The organism is Pseudomonas sp. PS01299 (assembly GCF_029960145.1).
GTDB classification, from domain to species: domain Bacteria; phylum Pseudomonadota; class Gammaproteobacteria; order Pseudomonadales; family Pseudomonadaceae; genus Aquipseudomonas; species Aquipseudomonas putida_A.
The window spans coordinates 12,305-26,110 of the sequence record NZ_JASCPO010000018.1 but is presented as its reverse complement, the minus strand read 5'-3'; the positions used below and the strand labels follow the sequence as shown (position 1 = coordinate 26,110).

The 13,806-nt window shown below is 61.0% G+C and carries 14 protein-coding genes and 1 other RNA gene; 11 read left to right on the top strand and 4 right to left on the bottom strand.

The window, feature by feature from the left end:
• The first annotated feature begins 13 nt into the window (after nucleotides 1-13).
• The gene (locus QMX91_RS06105) at nucleotides 14-631 is read left to right on the top strand and encodes a glutathione S-transferase N-terminal domain-containing protein (protein WP_007961620.1); all 618 of its coding nucleotides are present in this window, start codon (nucleotides 14-16) and stop codon (nucleotides 629-631) included.
• Between the two features lie 16 nt (nucleotides 632-647).
• The gene (locus QMX91_RS06100; protein WP_027612189.1) at nucleotides 648-1,061 is read left to right on the top strand and encodes a ClpXP protease specificity-enhancing factor; all 414 of its coding nucleotides are present in this window, start codon (nucleotides 648-650) and stop codon (nucleotides 1,059-1,061) included.
• Nucleotides 1,062-1,112: 51 nt separating this feature from the next.
• Here the strand turns inward: QMX91_RS06100 and QMX91_RS06095 are convergent, their stop codons facing one another.
• The 4 genes from QMX91_RS06095 to QMX91_RS06080 form a co-directional block, all read right to left on the bottom strand.
• Nucleotides 1,113-1,691 (bottom strand): BON domain-containing protein, encoded by a 579-nt coding sequence (locus QMX91_RS06095; protein ID WP_007961621.1) that lies wholly within the window; start codon nucleotides 1,689-1,691, stop codon nucleotides 1,113-1,115.
• Nucleotides 1,688-2,281 carry a phosphoheptose isomerase gene (locus QMX91_RS06090; RefSeq protein ID WP_007961622.1) on the bottom strand — a complete coding sequence of 198 codons (594 nt, stop codon included), beginning with the start codon at nucleotides 2,279-2,281 and terminating at the stop codon, nucleotides 1,688-1,690. The genes QMX91_RS06095 and QMX91_RS06090 overlap by 4 nt, the downstream gene beginning before the upstream one ends.
• Nucleotides 2,282-2,385: 104 nt before the next feature.
• Nucleotides 2,386-2,748, bottom strand: coding sequence for a YraN family protein (locus QMX91_RS06085; RefSeq protein WP_027612188.1), 363 nt, complete (start codon nucleotides 2,746-2,748; stop codon nucleotides 2,386-2,388).
• On the bottom strand, nucleotides 2,748-4,559 hold the full coding sequence (locus QMX91_RS06080; RefSeq protein ID WP_003228032.1) for a penicillin-binding protein activator: 1,812 nt from the start codon (nucleotides 4,557-4,559) through the stop codon (nucleotides 2,748-2,750). Before QMX91_RS06080 ends, QMX91_RS06085 begins: the two co-directional genes overlap by 1 nt.
• Nucleotides 4,560-4,736: 177 nt before the next feature.
• Between QMX91_RS06080 and rsmI the strand changes: the two genes are divergently transcribed.
• The 9 genes from rsmI to mraY all read left to right on the top strand — a co-directional run bounded on the left by rsmI (nucleotide 4,737) and on the right by mraY (nucleotide 13,804).
• Nucleotides 4,737-5,642, top strand: a complete 906-nt coding sequence (gene rsmI, locus QMX91_RS06075; protein WP_282412413.1) for a 16S rRNA (cytidine(1402)-2'-O)-methyltransferase — start codon at nucleotides 4,737-4,739, stop codon at nucleotides 5,640-5,642.
• Between the two features lie 73 nt (nucleotides 5,643-5,715).
• An RNA gene (gene rnpB / locus QMX91_RS06070) (RNase P RNA component class A) lies at nucleotides 5,716-6,069 on the top strand.
• Nucleotides 6,070-6,470: 401 nt separating this feature from the next.
• Entirely contained in the window at nucleotides 6,471-6,926 is a 456-nt protein-coding gene (gene mraZ, locus QMX91_RS06065) for a division/cell wall cluster transcriptional repressor MraZ (RefSeq protein WP_282412412.1), read from the top strand.
• Nucleotides 6,927-6,928: 2 nt separating this feature from the next.
• On the top strand, nucleotides 6,929-7,870 hold the full coding sequence (gene rsmH, locus QMX91_RS06060; RefSeq protein ID WP_097086287.1) for a 16S rRNA (cytosine(1402)-N(4))-methyltransferase RsmH: 942 nt from the start codon (nucleotides 6,929-6,931) through the stop codon (nucleotides 7,868-7,870).
• Complete coding sequence (ftsL, locus tag QMX91_RS06055) at nucleotides 7,867-8,160, top strand: cell division protein FtsL (RefSeq protein ID WP_007961627.1); 294 nt, start codon at nucleotides 7,867-7,869, stop codon at nucleotides 8,158-8,160. The genes rsmH and ftsL overlap by 4 nt, the downstream gene beginning before the upstream one ends.
• Nucleotides 8,160-9,899, top strand: a complete 1,740-nt coding sequence (locus QMX91_RS06050) for a penicillin-binding protein 2 (RefSeq protein WP_171061849.1) — start codon at nucleotides 8,160-8,162, stop codon at nucleotides 9,897-9,899. The genes ftsL and QMX91_RS06050 overlap by 1 nt, the downstream gene beginning before the upstream one ends.
• Nucleotides 9,899-11,362: a UDP-N-acetylmuramoyl-L-alanyl-D-glutamate--2,6-diaminopimelate ligase gene (locus tag QMX91_RS06045; RefSeq protein ID WP_027612183.1), complete on the top strand. Its 1,464-nt coding sequence runs from the start codon at nucleotides 9,899-9,901 to the stop codon at nucleotides 11,360-11,362. Before QMX91_RS06050 ends, QMX91_RS06045 begins: the two co-directional genes overlap by 1 nt.
• Entirely contained in the window at nucleotides 11,355-12,722 is a 1,368-nt protein-coding gene (murF, locus tag QMX91_RS06040; RefSeq protein WP_282412411.1) for a UDP-N-acetylmuramoyl-tripeptide--D-alanyl-D-alanine ligase, read from the top strand. The genes QMX91_RS06045 and murF overlap by 8 nt, the downstream gene beginning before the upstream one ends.
• Nucleotides 12,722-13,804 (top strand): phospho-N-acetylmuramoyl-pentapeptide-transferase, encoded by a 1,083-nt coding sequence (gene mraY, locus QMX91_RS06035; protein WP_025109289.1) that lies wholly within the window; start codon nucleotides 12,722-12,724, stop codon nucleotides 13,802-13,804. Before murF ends, mraY begins: the two co-directional genes overlap by 1 nt.
• Nucleotides 13,805-13,806: the final 2 nt, after the last annotated feature.

The following is a 13,806-nucleotide window of genomic DNA, read 5'->3' as shown; positions in this document are numbered from 1 at the left end:
GAGGAGGATCGCCATGGGCGTGACCAATCGGTTGGCCTGTTACTCCGACCCCGCCGACCACTATTCCCACCGAGTGCGCATCGTGCTTGCAGAGAAGGGTGTCAGCGCCGAAATCATTTACGTGGAAGCTGGTCGCCAGCCGCCTAAACTGATTGAGGTGAACCCTTACGGCAGTCTCCCGACACTGGTCGATCGCGACCTGGCGTTGTGGGAGTCGACCGTGGTGATGGAATATCTGGATGAGCGTTACCCGCATCCGCCACTGATGCCGGTTTATCCGGTGGCGCGTGCCAACAGTCGTCTGCTGATTCACCGTATTCAGCGCGACTGGTGTGGTCTGGTGGATCTGATTCTTGATCCCAAGTCCAAGGAGGCCGCGCGTGTCGTGGCGCGTAAGGAATTGCGTGAAAGCCTGACGGGCGTGTCGCCGCTGTTTGCCGACAAGCCGTTTTTCCTCAGTGAGGAACAAAGTCTGGTGGATTGCTGCCTATTGCCAATACTCTGGCGTTTGCCGATTCTGGGTATTGAACTGCCGCGGCCGGCCAAGCCGCTGCTTGATTATATGGAGCGCCAGTTTGCGCGTGAGGCTTTCCAGGCGAGTCTGTCTGGCGTCGAACGCGATATGCGCTAAGGCTTAAGGAGCCGCTATGAACTCCAGTCGACCTTATCTGGTCCGCGCGCTCTACGAGTGGATTGTGGATAACGATTGCACCCCGCACATGCTGGTCAATTCCGAATACCCGGCAGTGCAGGTGCCGCAGGGCTTCGCCAGTGACGGGCAAATTGTCCTGAACATTTCGCCCAGCGCCGTGCGTCACTTGCACATGGACAACGACGTGGTGACCTTTGAGGGTCGCTTTGGTGGCGTTCCGCACAGTCTGTATGTGCCGATCAGCGCGATTCTGGGCATCTACGCCCGGGAGAACGGGCAGGGCATGGTGTTCGATCTCGAGTCGCCGATGGATGACGAAGACGATATCGAACCCGATGACGACTTGCCGCCACCGGGCAGCGAGCCGCCGCGCCCAAGCGGCCGGCCAAGCCTGAAAGTGGTGAAGTAATAAAAAAGGCGATCCGGATGGATCGCCTTTTTTGTGTCTGCTCGTCGCGTATCAGTCGATGTATTCGAACAGCTTCACGATTTTCTGCACACCGGAAACGCTCTGCACCAGGTTGGTCGCTTGTTGGGCTTCCTGCTTGGTCAGCAGGCCCAGCAGGTAGACGATGCCGTTCTCGGTCACGACCTTGATGCGCGAGCCGGGAATGCTGGCATCGGTCAGCATCTGGGTCTTGATCTTGGTGGTCAGCCAGGCGTCGTTCTGGCGGGCGAGGAAGCTCGACGGCGCAATCACTTGCAGCTCGTTGTGCACCTTCTTCACGCGCTGGACGTTGGCGGCGGCCTGTTCAGCCTTGGCCTTGAGGTCTTCGCGCGGCGTCTGGCCGGCGAGCAGCACCACGCCGTTGAAGCTGGTGACGACGATATGCGAGTCCTTGTCCAGGCCGGGGTCGGCCTTGGCCACGTTGACGCCGACTTTGGTCTCGATCAGCGAGTCGTCGATTTTGCTGCCGAAGGTTCGGGTGCCGCGGTCGTCTTCAATCGGCGCTTCACGGCTGGCATTCACCACCGAGGTGCAGCCGCTGATGCCGAGGCACAGGGTCAAGGCCAGAAGGCCAAGGCGATTAGGGGTCATTCTTCACTCCCGAACAGTTGGCTGTCGATCAGATCGCAGAGGCAATGGATCGCCAGCAGATGGACTTCCTGAATACGTGCAGTGACATGGGCCGGTACGCGAATCTCGACATCTTCAGGCAGCAGCAGCGAAGCCATGCCGCCGCCATCGCGGCCAGTCAATGCTACGACAATCATTTCGCGATCATGTGCGGCCTGGATCGCCTGAATAATGTTGGCCGAGTTACCGCTGGTCGAAATCGCCAGCAATACGTCGCCTGGTTGACCCAGTGCGCGGATCTGCTTGGAGAACACTTCGTTGTAGCTGTAGTCGTTGGCGATCGAGGTGATCGTCGAACTGTCGGTGGTCAGGGCGATGGCCGGCAGGCTTGGGCGTTCGCGTTCGAAGCGGTTGAGCAGCTCCGAGGAGAAGTGCTGGGCGTCGCCGGCAGAGCCGCCGTTGCCGCACGAAAGCATTTTGCCTTCGTTGAGCAGGGCGTTGACCATGATCTGGCTGGCTTGCTCGATGTGCGGTGCAAGTACGTCCATCGCCTGTTGCTTGGTGTCGATACTGGCCTGGAAAAGCTGGCGAATTCGGGATTGCATGTCCATCTGTGTGACCTTAAGTAGCGCGGCTGTTCGGCACGTGAATGTGCAGCCCGCAAAGCAAAGAGCAAAAATTGTCGGTGAAAGTGTCCGGGGTGGTGTGCAGAGAATCAACCATCGAACGCATTCTGCAACCAGTTCAATTGATCCGGGTGCCTGTCGATGGCCACCACGTCGAAGCGGCAAGGGGAGTCGGCCCAGCGTGACTCACGCTGAAGAAAATACTGTGCGGCGAAAATCAGTTTTTGCCGTTTGCGCTCATCGATGCTAGCGAGCGCGCCACCCCATTGAGTGTTTTTTCTGTAGCGGACTTCGACGAATACTACTGTATCGCCATCAAGCATGACCAGATCAAGCTCGCCCCGTTTGCATGACCAGTTCTGCGCCAGCAGGCGCAGACCGTGGTGTTGCAGATGCTCGAGCGCCTGGCGCTCGGCATCCTTGCCGCTCTGCAGGTGCGAGCCGTCGGGCATCAGCGCGGGGTGTCCGGCAGGCGCTGAACCTGACCGTTGACGAACTGCGCCCATGGCAACTGACGTACGACGCGTTGGGTCTGGGTCATGCCCAGGCTGCCCGACTGACCTTCGATGCGGCTGTCCGGCAGCGCCTTCAACTGACCCAGGCGCGGTGCCAGACGGTAGGCATCGACGCCCATGGCGTACAGGCGGCCGAGGCTGCCGGCCGCTTGTGGCCATTGCGCGGTGACTTGCTGGCGCAGCGGGTCATTGGCTTCCAGCAACCACGGGGTTTCGCAGAAGCGCACACCGTTCATGTCGTTGTACTGGTTCACATCGCCGCTGGCGCTGTAGACGTGGGACGTTGCGTACACCGGAACGTCACCGGCGTACTGGAAGTTCAGGGTCGGCTTGATCTGCTGCGCCTGTTGCGGGGTGGCTGCGAGGAAGATGAACTCGATGTCCTGACGACGCGACGGCTGCGCGGCTACGTTGGTGCCAGCGGCGTTCTGCAGGCTCTTGGCGCGGGCTTCGCTCTGACGCAGCTGGAACATGTCGGCGATCTGCTGGGCCAGTTGCACCGGCTGATCGACACGTTCGGTGGCGACGATGCTGCCGCCATTGGCCTGCCAGTCCTGGCTGAACGCACGCAGTACGCGGTCGCCCCATTCGCCTTTCGGCACCATGATCGCCGCGCGGTGCAGGCCGTCGGCGCGGGCACGACGCGAAACTTCGCGGGCTTCGTCTTCAGCCGCCAGGCCGAACTGGAACAGTTGCGCCGGACCTTGATCACCTTCGCTGTAGTTCAATGCGAGGGTGGTGATCGGCAGTTGCGGACGGGTGCTCAGTTGTTTGACCAGCGGTTTTTCCAGCGGGCCGACCACCAGTTGCACGCCGTCAGCCTGAGCCTTGCGGTAGAACTCGTCCATCGAGGTCAGCTTGGAGCTGTCGTAGAACTCGATGGCGGGCGGCTTCTGGCCGGCCTGTTGCGCTTGATAGTGCGCCGCCATGAAACCTTCACGCAGGGCCTTGCCGACCGAGGCCAGTGGGCCGTCTTGCGGCAGCAGCAGGGCGATCTTGCTCAGGGGCTGGCTGGCCAGTTCCTTGAGTTTGGTCAGGGGCAGCGGCAGGTTGATCGCAGCGGGGTGTTTTGGATTCTGTGCGCGCCAGGTATCGATTGCGGCTTGCTGCTGTTCCAGGGTGCCGGCAGTTTTCACTGCCAGGGCCAGGCCCATCCAGCCACCGAGATCGTCGGAGGTATTGGGTTGCAGTTGATCGGTTGGCAGCGAGGCGATCAGGGTCCAGATCGCTTCGTGGTTCTTGCTCGCGGCTTCGCCTTTGAGCATTGGCGCGATGAAGATGCGCTCGCGAGCCGCAGCCAGGGTCTGGCCATCGGCTTCCAGTGCGCGGGCATGCACGGTGCCGGTGCGCACTTGCTGGTCTTCCGGCATTTCGCTCAGATGCTGCAGGCTCGGATGGCTCAGGGCCGTCAGCGCGGCTTTCGGCTGATTGCGAGTCATCGCCAGCTCAGCGGACAGGGTGCTGGCGAAGATCTGCTGGCCTGGCTTCAACTGCTCCATCGGCACTTGTTGCAGGATCTGCGCGGACTGGCCGGCGTTGCCCTGGCGATATGCCAGGTCTGCCGCGCTCAAGCGCAACAGCGCGGCTTTTTCCGGCGTCTTGGCCTGAGTAGCCTGTTCGAGCAGTTGCTCGATGCTGGCATCCGGAGTCCGTGGAAGTTCGCCAAGGCTGGAGGAAGGGGAGCTGGCGCAGGCCGCCAGCAAGGCAGCGAGGCAGAGGGCAGTGAACAGCCGCAGGCAAGCGATCATGTAAGTGTTCCTGATACTCGATCAAATTAGCGTGGAATTGTACCCAAGCACTGGCCGGGGCGCGATGTTACTGGCGTGAATCAATCAATTTAGCTGGAGTAAATGTTGCAGCGGCGCACAACTGCGTGCAAAACCGCGCTTGGCTCATACGGTTCGCAAGCCTCGTGACGCGCTACAATGCCGGCTTTTACCGAACACGAGGTGTGCGCTTTGACTGCTCCAGGTCCTTTGAATTCCGCTGCTGGCTCGCTTTATGTGGTGGCGACGCCCATCGGCAACCTGGACGACATCAGCGCCCGGGCTCTGAAAATCCTTCGCGAAGTGGCGTTGATCGCCGCCGAAGACACACGGCACTCGGCGCGGTTGATGCAGCACTTCGGCATTGCCACGCCGTTGGCCGCCTGCCACGAACACAACGAACGTGATGAAGGTAGCCGCTTTATTACCCGTTTGCTGGCGGGCGATAACGTCGCGTTGATTTCCGATGCGGGGACGCCGCTGATTTCCGATCCGGGTTACCACCTGGTGCGTCAGGCGCGGGCGGCGGGGATCAATGTGGTGCCGGTGCCGGGCGCCTGTGCTTTGATCGCGGCGCTGTCGGCGGCGGGCCTGCCCTCCGACCGATTCATCTTCGAAGGCTTCCTGCCGGCCAAGTCGGCAGGGCGCAAGGCGCGCCTGGAAGCGGTCAAGGAAGAGCCGCGCACGCTGATTTTCTACGAGGCCCCGCATCGTATTCTCGAATGCCTGCAGGACATGGAAGCCGTGTTCGGTGGAGAGCGTCAGGCATTGCTGGCCCGGGAAATCACCAAGACTTTCGAGACGCTTAAGGGGTTGCCGCTGGCTGAGTTGCGTGCGTTTGTCGAGTCCGACAGCAACCAGCAGCGCGGCGAGTGTGTGGTGCTGGTCGCCGGCTGGTCTGCACCGGAGTCCGAAGACGCCGTCAGCAGCGAAGCGAAGCGCGTGCTCAATCTGTTGCTCGAAGAGATGCCGCTCAAGCGTGCCGCCGCTCTGGCCGCGCAAATCACCGGCGAGCGCAAAAACGTGCTGTATCAGGTCGCACTGGAACAGCAGAAGGGCGAGTAACCCGTCGCGCAGACGGGTTTCACGGCTATTAGCGCTTGTTCTTCGGGCGCTCTGCCGTTAACCTGCGCGGCGGAGAGTCGATCGGACAGTCGCTGCCCTCTATGAAAATTAGGGGGGGGAGGAAAGTCCGGGCTCCATAGGGCGAAGTGCCAGGTAATGCCTGGGAGGCGTGAGCCTACGGAAAGTGCCACAGAAAATAACCGCCTAAGCGCTTCGGCGCCGGTAAGGGTGAAAAGGTGCGGTAAGAGCGCACCGCACGTCTGGCAACAGTTCGTGGCTAGGTAAACCCCACTTGGAGCAAGACCAAATAGGGTCCCAAGGCGTGGCCCGCGCTGGGACCGGGTAGGTTGCTAAAGATGTCCAGTGATGGCCATCGTAGACGAATGACTGTTCAAGACAGAACCCGGCTTACAGATCGACTCTCCACCTTTTTCTTTCCCTGCTTGAATCAATGGCATCAGGGCTGGTTATTATCGGCAGGCCTGCGCTAAAGTCCGGCAGCGGCAAATGCAGTAATAGCCATTTCCCACCTTGCTTCAATCAACAGCAGAAGCGCTTTTGTAATACCGAAAAAATCTTACTCTTAACAAATTACTTTAACTTCCGAGCGCAGCTTTCAGTGCTGCATCAATTTATTGGTCAAAAGTGTCCGCCAATTTGTCGTTACCCCTCCTTTTAAGCTCCTAAATCTCCGTTCTGTAAGGGTTTTCCTTTGATCCGCGCCTTGACGGTGTGGTGGGCGCATTCCTATAGTGTGCGCAAGTGGCGGAAAGTGGCATGAAGTGGGTTTTTTGAGCTCAAAACGATAAAAATTGGAGAAACGCTGACGTGTTTCGCGGAGCTAACGCTATCAGTCTCGATGCAAAGGGCCGTCTCGCCATGCCGAGCCGGTACCGTGACGAGCTCGTTTCGCGTAGTTCCGGCCAATTGATCGTGACCATTGATGCCGTTGATCCGTGCCTGTGTGTCTACCCGCTCGACGAGTGGGAAATCATTGAAACCAAGTTGCGCGCACTCCCTTCGCTTCGCGAAGAGAACCGTCGCCTGCAGCGTTTATTGATTGGTAATGCCGTCGACCTCGAACTCGACGGCAGTGGTCGTTTTCTGGTTCCACCGCGTCTGCGCGAATACGCCAAGCTTGATAAGAAAGCGATGCTGGTGGGCCAACTGAACAAGTTCCAATTGTGGGACGAGGATGCATGGAACGCGGTGTCTGTCGCTGACCTTGCTGCTATTCAACAACCGGGCGCCATGCCTGATGAACTGCGTGATTTGATCCTGTGACTATTGATAGCGGCTTTAACCACATCACCGTACTGCTTGACGAAGCCGTCGAGGCTCTCGCCGTACGTCCTGATGGCTGCTATCTGGACGGTACGTTCGGGCGCGGCGGGCACAGTCGGCTGATCCTCAGCCAGCTCGGGACGGACGGTCGGCTCATCGGGTTCGACAAAGATCCACAAGCGATTGCCACCGGGCAAACGCTAGCGGCCGAAGACGGCCGCTTTGTCGTTGTGCAGCGCAGCTTTGCCGAGCTGGGTTCGGTGGTTGCCGAGCGAGGTCTGAGCGGCAAGGTCAGCGGTATCCTGCTCGATCTCGGCGTGTCTTCGCCGCAGCTCGACGACGCCGAGCGCGGCTTCAGTTTCCTCAATGACGGCCCGCTGGACATGCGCATGGATCCGTCCCGTGGCATCAGCGCCGCCGAGTTCGTCAACACCGCGCCGGTGGAAGAAATCGCCCGGGTGTTCAAGGAATACGGCGAAGAGCGTTTCTCCGGGCGCATGGCCCGTGCCGTGGCCGAGCGCCGCGACATCAAGCCGTTCGAGCGCACCGCTGATCTGGCTGAAGTCTTGAAAGTCGCCAACCCGGCGTGGGAGAAGGGCAAGAACCCGGCGACCCGTGCATTCCAGGGTTTGCGCATTCACGTCAACAACGAACTGGGCGATCTGGAAGCCGGCCTCGAAGCCGCCCTGGATGCTCTGGAGATCGGTGGCCGTCTGGTGGTCATCAGCTTCCACTCGCTGGAAGACCGCATCGTCAAACTGTTCATGCGCAAGCTGGTGAAAGGCGAAGCTGACAACCTGCCACGCAACCTGCCCGTGCGCCACGTGGCGTTCGAACCGAAAATCAAAATCCACGGCAAAGCGCAGACGGCCTCCGACGCCGAACTCAAAGCCAACCCACGTTCCCGTAGCGCTGTCATGCGTGTCGCGGAGAAGTTGCGGTGAGCAAGCTTTTCGCCAAGCCCCTGCCGGGCGGCAGCTTTATCATGCTGCTGCTGTTTATCGGCGTGCTCGTGTCGGCCATCGGCGTGTCTTACAGCGCGCACTGGAACCGGCAGTTGCTCAACAATCTTTATAACGAACTCAGCGTGCGCGACAAGGCGCAGGCCGAGTGGGGGCGCCTGATTCTCGAGCAAAGCACCTGGACTGCGCACAGCCGCATCGAAGTGCTGGCCACCGAACAACTGAAAATGCACATCCCTGGCGCGGCTGACGTGAAGATGGTGGCGCCATGATGAAACTCGAAGGGGCACTCTTCCCGTGGCGCTTCCGCCTGATGGTGGCACTGCTCGGCGTGATGGTCGCGGCGATCTGCTGGCGCATCATCGACCTGCAAGTGGTTGACCGTGACTTCCTCAAAGGTCAGGGCGACGCGCGCAGTCTGCGTCATATTCCGATTCCTGCTCACCGTGGTCTGATCACCGACCGTAACGGCGAGCCGTTGGCCGTGAGTACCCCGGTGACGACCCTGTGGGCCAACGCCAAGGAAATGCAGACCGCCAAAGAGAAGTGGCCGGCGCTGGCCGCTGCGCTGGGGCAGGATCCGAAAGCCCTGGCCGAACGTCTCGAAGCCCAGGCCAACAAAGAATTCATTTATCTGGTGCGCGGGTTGACCCCCGAGCAGGGCCAGGCTGTGCTCGACTTGAAAGTGCCGGGCGTTTACGGCATCGAAGAATTCCGCCGCTTCTATCCGGCCGGTGAAGTTACCGCGCACATGGTCGGCTTTACCGACATTGACGATCACGGGCGTGAAGGCGTCGAGCTGGCCTACGACGAGTGGCTGGCCGGTGTCCCGGGCAAGCGGCAGGTCATCAAGGATCGGCGCGGTCGGCTGATCAAGGATGTCCAGGTCACCAAGAACGCCAAGGCCGGCAAGCCCTTGGCGTTGTCGATTGACCTGCGTCTGCAATACCTGGCCAACCGCGAGCTGCGCAACGCGATCATCGAGAACGGCGCCAAGGCCGGTAGCCTGGTGATCATGGACGTGAAGACCGGCGAGATTCTCGCCATGGTCAACCAGCCCACCTACAACCCGAACAACCGTCGCAACCTGCAGCCGGCGATGATGCGTAACCGCGCGATGATCGACGTGTTCGAACCGGGTTCGACCATGAAAGCGATCTCGATGAGTGCCGCGATCGAAACCGGCCGCTGGAAACCGAGCGACACCGTCGAGGTGTACCCAGGCTCCCTGCAGATCGGCAAGTACACCATCAAGGACGTGTCGAAGACCGAAGGTCCGGTACTCGACCTGACCGGCATTCTGATCAACTCCAGTAACGTCGGCATGAGTAAGGTCGCGTTCGATATTGGTGGCGAAACCATTTTCCGCCTCGCGCAGAAAGTCGGCCTCGGCCAGGACACCGGCCTCGGCTTCCCGGGCGAGCGCGTCGGCAACCTGCCGAACTACCGCGAATGGCGCAAGGCTGAAACCGCGACGCTGTCCTACGGCTACGGTATTTCCGTGACCGCGATCCAGTTGGTGCACGCGTTCTCGGCGCTGGCCAACAACGGTCGTCTCGCACCGCTGACCCTGATCAAAACCGACAAGCCGCCGCAGACCACCCAGGTACTGCCGGAAGCGGTCGCGAAAACCATGCAAGGCATGCTGCAGCAAGTGATTGAAGCACCGCGCGGCGTGTTCCGTGCGCAGGTGCCGGCGTATCACGTGGCCGGCAAGTCGGGTACTGCACGTAAAACGTCGGTGGGCACCAAGGGCTACGCCGAAAACTCGTACCGTTCGTTGTTCGCCGGTTTCGGCCCGATGAGCGATCCGCGTTACGCCATCGTGGTGGTGATCGATGAACCGTCCAAGGCCGGTTACTTCGGTGGTCTGGTGTCGGCACCGGTGTTCAGCCGCGTGATGTCCGGCACCCTGCGTCTGATGAACGTGACCCCGGACAACCTGCCGACCACCCAACAGGCCAACGCTACCCCGGTCGTTCCGCTGAAAGCCAATGGAGGGCGCGGCTGATGTCTCTGAGTCTGAACAAGATATTCCCCCACGCCGGCCACGATCTGCTGATCCGTGAGTTGGCGCTGGACAGCCGCAACGTACGCGCGGGTGACCTGTTCCTCGCCGTGCCGGGCGGCAAGTTCGATGGCCGTGCGCACATCGCCGATGCCTTGCAGCGCGGCGCGGCGGCGGTTGCCTATGAAGTGGAAGGCGCCACCGTGCTGCCGATCACCGAAGTTCCGTTGATTCCGGTCAAAGGCCTGGCGGCGCAGCTGTCCGACATCGCCGGGCGCTTTTATGGTGAGCCAAGCCATCACCTGAACCTGATCGGTGTCACCGGCACTAACGGCAAGACCAGCGTGACCCAACTGGTCGCGCAGGCACTCGACCTGCTCGGTCAGCACTGCGGCATCGTCGGCACGCTGGGCTCCGGCTTCTATGGCGCGCTGGAAAGCGGTCTGCACACCACGCCGAATCCGATTGCCGTGCAAGCAACCTTGGGCGACCTGAAAAAGGCCGGGGCCAAAGCCGTGGCCATGGAAGTCTCGTCACACGGTCTGGACCAGGGCCGCGTTACCGCATTGGCGTTCGACGTCGCGGTGATGACCAACTTGTCCCGCGATCACCTGGATTATCACGGCACCATGGAGGCGTACGCCGAGGCCAAGGCCAAGCTGTTCGCCTGGAATGACCTGAAGTGCCGCGTGGTCAATCTCGACGACGATTTCGGCCGGCAACTGGCCGCCGAAAAACGCGATTCGCGCCTGATCACTTACAGCCTGCTCGACAGCAGCGCCTACCTGTTCTGCCGTGAAGCGCAGTTCGATGACCACGGCGTGCGCGCCACGCTGGTCACGCCGCAGGGCGAACATCATCTGCGCAGCACGCTGCTCGGTCGTTTCAACCTGAGCAACGTACTGGCGGCGGTCGGCGCCTTGCTCGGTCTGGATTACGCCCTCGACGAAATTCTCAAAGTGCTGCCGAAACTCGAAGGCCCGGCCGGACGCATGCAGCGTCTGGGTGGCGGCACTCAGCCGCTGGTGGTGGTCGATTACGCCCACACCCCGGATGCCCTGGAAAAAGTTCTGACTGCATTGCGCCCACACGTCAAAGGCCAGTTGCTGTGCCTGTTCGGCTGTGGCGGTGATCGTGATCGCGGCAAGCGTCCGCTGATGGCCGAAGTGGTCGAGCGTCTGGCTGATCGCGTACTGGTCACCGATGACAACCCGCGCACGGAAGACCCGGCGCAGATTTTCGACGACATCCGCGCCGGTTTCAGCGCTGTGGATAACGTCACCTTCGTCGCCGGCCGTGGTCAGGCGATTGCGCAACTGATCGCTGGCGCTTCGGCGGATGACGTGATCGTGCTGGCCGGTAAAGGTCACGAGGACTATCAGGAAATCAACGGCGAGCGGCACGCGTTCTCCGATCTGGTCGAGGCCGATCATGCCCTCACCGCGTGGGAGGTGGCCCATGCTTAAGGCCCTGACATTGAGCGAACTGACCAACGTGCTCGACGCCCGTCTGATCAGCAGCGATGCCAGTTTCGATGGCGTCAGCATCGACAGCCGTGCGATCACCGCTGGCCAACTGTTTATTGCCCTGACTGGCCCGCGCTTCGATGGTCACGACTATCTGAACGACGTCGCCGGCAAGGGCGCGGTCGCGGCACTGGTCGAGCGCGAAGTACCCGACAGTACCTTGCCGCAACTGCTGGTCAAGGATACCCGCCAGGCCCTCGGCCAGTTGGGTGCGCTGAACCGTGCCGCATTCACCCAGCCAGTCGCGGCTATCACCGGCTCTAGCGGCAAGACCACGGTCAAGGAAATGCTCGCGAGCATCCTGCGTACCCGCGGTCCGGTGCTGGCGACGCGCGGCAATCTGAACAATGATCTGGGCGCACCGCTGACCCTGCTCGAACTGGCCCCGGAACACACCGCCGCCGTGATCGAACTGGGCGCTTCGCGTCTGGGCGAAATCGCCTACACCGTCGGGCTGACCAAGCCACACGTGGCGATTCTCAACAACGCCGGTACCGCCCACGTTGGCGAGTTCGGCGGGCCGGAAAAAATCGTCGAAGCCAAAGGCGAGATCATCGACGGGCTGGCAGCGGATGGCATCGCTGTGCTCAATCTCGATGACAAGGCCTTTGGTATCTGGAAGCTCCGCGCCGGCGCACGCAAAGTGCTGACCTTCTCCCTGAACAATCCTCAGGCAGACTTCTACGCCAGCGACCTGAGCACCGATGCCCGGGGCTGCCCGGCCTTCAACCTGCATACACCTGAAGGTGTGGAGCACGTTCAGCTGAACCTGCTCGGCACCCATAACGTGGCCAACGCCATGGCTGCCGCCGCTGCCGCTCACGCCCTGGGCGTGTCGCGGTTCGGCATTGCCACCGGGCTTGGCGCGGTACAACCGGTCAAGGGTCGCACCGTCGCGCAACTAGCGAAGAACGGCATGCGCGTGATCGATGACACTTACAACGCAAACCCCACCTCCATGTGCGCGGCCGTTGATATACTCGCCGGCTTTTCCGGCCGCACCGTCCTGGTGCTCGGAGATATCGGCGAGTTGGGCGACTGGGCGGAGCAGGGGCACCGCGACGTGGGCGAATATGCCCGGGGCAAGGTTTCCGCGCTTTACGCGGTCGGGCCGAACATGGTCCACGCCGTGAACGCATTCGGCAAAGAGGCGCATCACTTCGGCACGCAAGCCGAACTGATCCAGGCCCTCGACGCCGAGCAGGACACAAACACCACCATTTTGATCAAGGGTTCGCGCAGTGCAGCGATGGAAAACATCGTTGCGGCTCTGTGCGGGCCCAGTCTGGAGAAACATTAATGCTGCTGCTGCTAGCGGAGTATCTGCAACAGTTCTACAAAGGCTTCGCGGTCTTCCAGTACCTGACCCTGCGCGGGATCCTCGGTGTGCTGACCGCGCTGGTTTTGTCGCTGTGCTATGGCCCGTGGATGATCCGCACCCTGCAGAACCGTCAGATCGGCCAGTCCGTTCGTAATGACGGCCCGCAATCGCACCTGTCCAAGTCGGGTACGCCAACCATGGGTGGCGCACTGATTTTGTCTTCCATCGGTGTCAGCACCCTGCTGTGGGCTGACCTGAGCAACCGCTACGTCTGGGTCGTGCTGCTGGTGACGCTGCTGTTCGGTGCCATCGGCTGGGTCGACGACTACCGCAAAGTGATCGAGAAGAACTCCCGTGGCTTGCCAAGCCGCTGGAAATATTTCTGGCAGTCGGTCTTTGGCCTGGGCGCAGCGATCTTCCTTTATATGACCGCGACCACGCCGGTTGAGACCACGCTGATCCTGCCGATGCTCAAGGACTACAGCATTCCGCTGGGCGCCGGTTTCATCGTGCTGACCTACTTCGTGATCGTCGGTTCGAGCAACGCGGTCAACCTGACCGACGGCCTCGACGGTCTGGCGATCATGCCAACCGTGATGGTCGGCGGCGGTCTGGGGATCTTCTGCTACCTGTCGGGTAACGTGAAATTCGCTGAATACCTGCTGATCCCTTACGTGCCGGGTGCGGGCGAACTGATCGTGTTCTGCGGCGCGCTGATCGGTGCCGGTCTGGGCTTCCTCTGGTTCAACACCTACCCGGCGCAAGTGTTCATGGGCGACGTCGGTGCTCTGGCACTGGGCGCGGCACTGGGCACCATCGCAGTGATCGTCCGTCAGGAAATCGTCCTGTTCATCATGGGCGGCGTGTTCGTGATGGAAACCCTGTCGGTGGTTATCCAGGTTGCCTCTTTCAAGCTGACCGGGCGCCGTGTGTTCCGCATGGCACCGATTCACCACCACTTTGAACTCAAGGGCTGGCCCGAGCCACGCGTGATCGTCCGTTTCTGGATCATCACCGTGATTCTCGTGCTGATCGGCCTTGCGACCCTGAAGCTGAGGTAGAA

What these genes read in the sequence shown, in the direction of transcription:
- QMX91_RS06095 (WP_007961621.1), bottom strand. Translation starts at nt 1,691, where the DNA reads ATGACCCCTAATCGCCTTGGCCTTCTGGCCTTGACCCTGTGCCTCGGC.
- murF (WP_282412411.1), top strand. Translation starts at nt 11,355, where the DNA reads ATGCTTAAGGCCCTGACATTGAGCGAACTGACCAACGTGCTCGACGCC.
- QMX91_RS06080 (WP_003228032.1), bottom strand. Translation starts at nt 4,559, where the DNA reads ATGATCGCTTGCCTGCGGCTGTTCACTGCCCTCTGCCTCGCTGCCTTG.
- QMX91_RS06085 (WP_027612188.1), bottom strand. Translation starts at nt 2,748, where the DNA reads ATGCCCGACGGCTCGCACCTGCAGAGCGGCAAGGATGCCGAGCGCCAG.
- QMX91_RS06100 (WP_027612189.1), top strand. Translation starts at nt 648, where the DNA reads ATGAACTCCAGTCGACCTTATCTGGTCCGCGCGCTCTACGAGTGGATT.
- rsmI (WP_282412413.1), top strand. Translation starts at nt 4,737, where the DNA reads ATGCCGGCTTTTACCGAACACGAGGTGTGCGCTTTGACTGCTCCAGGT.
- mraY (WP_025109289.1), top strand. Translation starts at nt 12,722, where the DNA reads ATGCTGCTGCTGCTAGCGGAGTATCTGCAACAGTTCTACAAAGGCTTC.
- QMX91_RS06105 (WP_007961620.1), top strand. Translation starts at nt 14, where the DNA reads ATGGGCGTGACCAATCGGTTGGCCTGTTACTCCGACCCCGCCGACCAC.
- QMX91_RS06090 (WP_007961622.1), bottom strand. Translation starts at nt 2,281, where the DNA reads ATGGACATGCAATCCCGAATTCGCCAGCTTTTCCAGGCCAGTATCGAC.
- QMX91_RS06045 (WP_027612183.1), top strand. Translation starts at nt 9,899, where the DNA reads ATGTCTCTGAGTCTGAACAAGATATTCCCCCACGCCGGCCACGATCTG.
- QMX91_RS06050 (WP_171061849.1), top strand. Translation starts at nt 8,160, where the DNA reads ATGAAACTCGAAGGGGCACTCTTCCCGTGGCGCTTCCGCCTGATGGTG.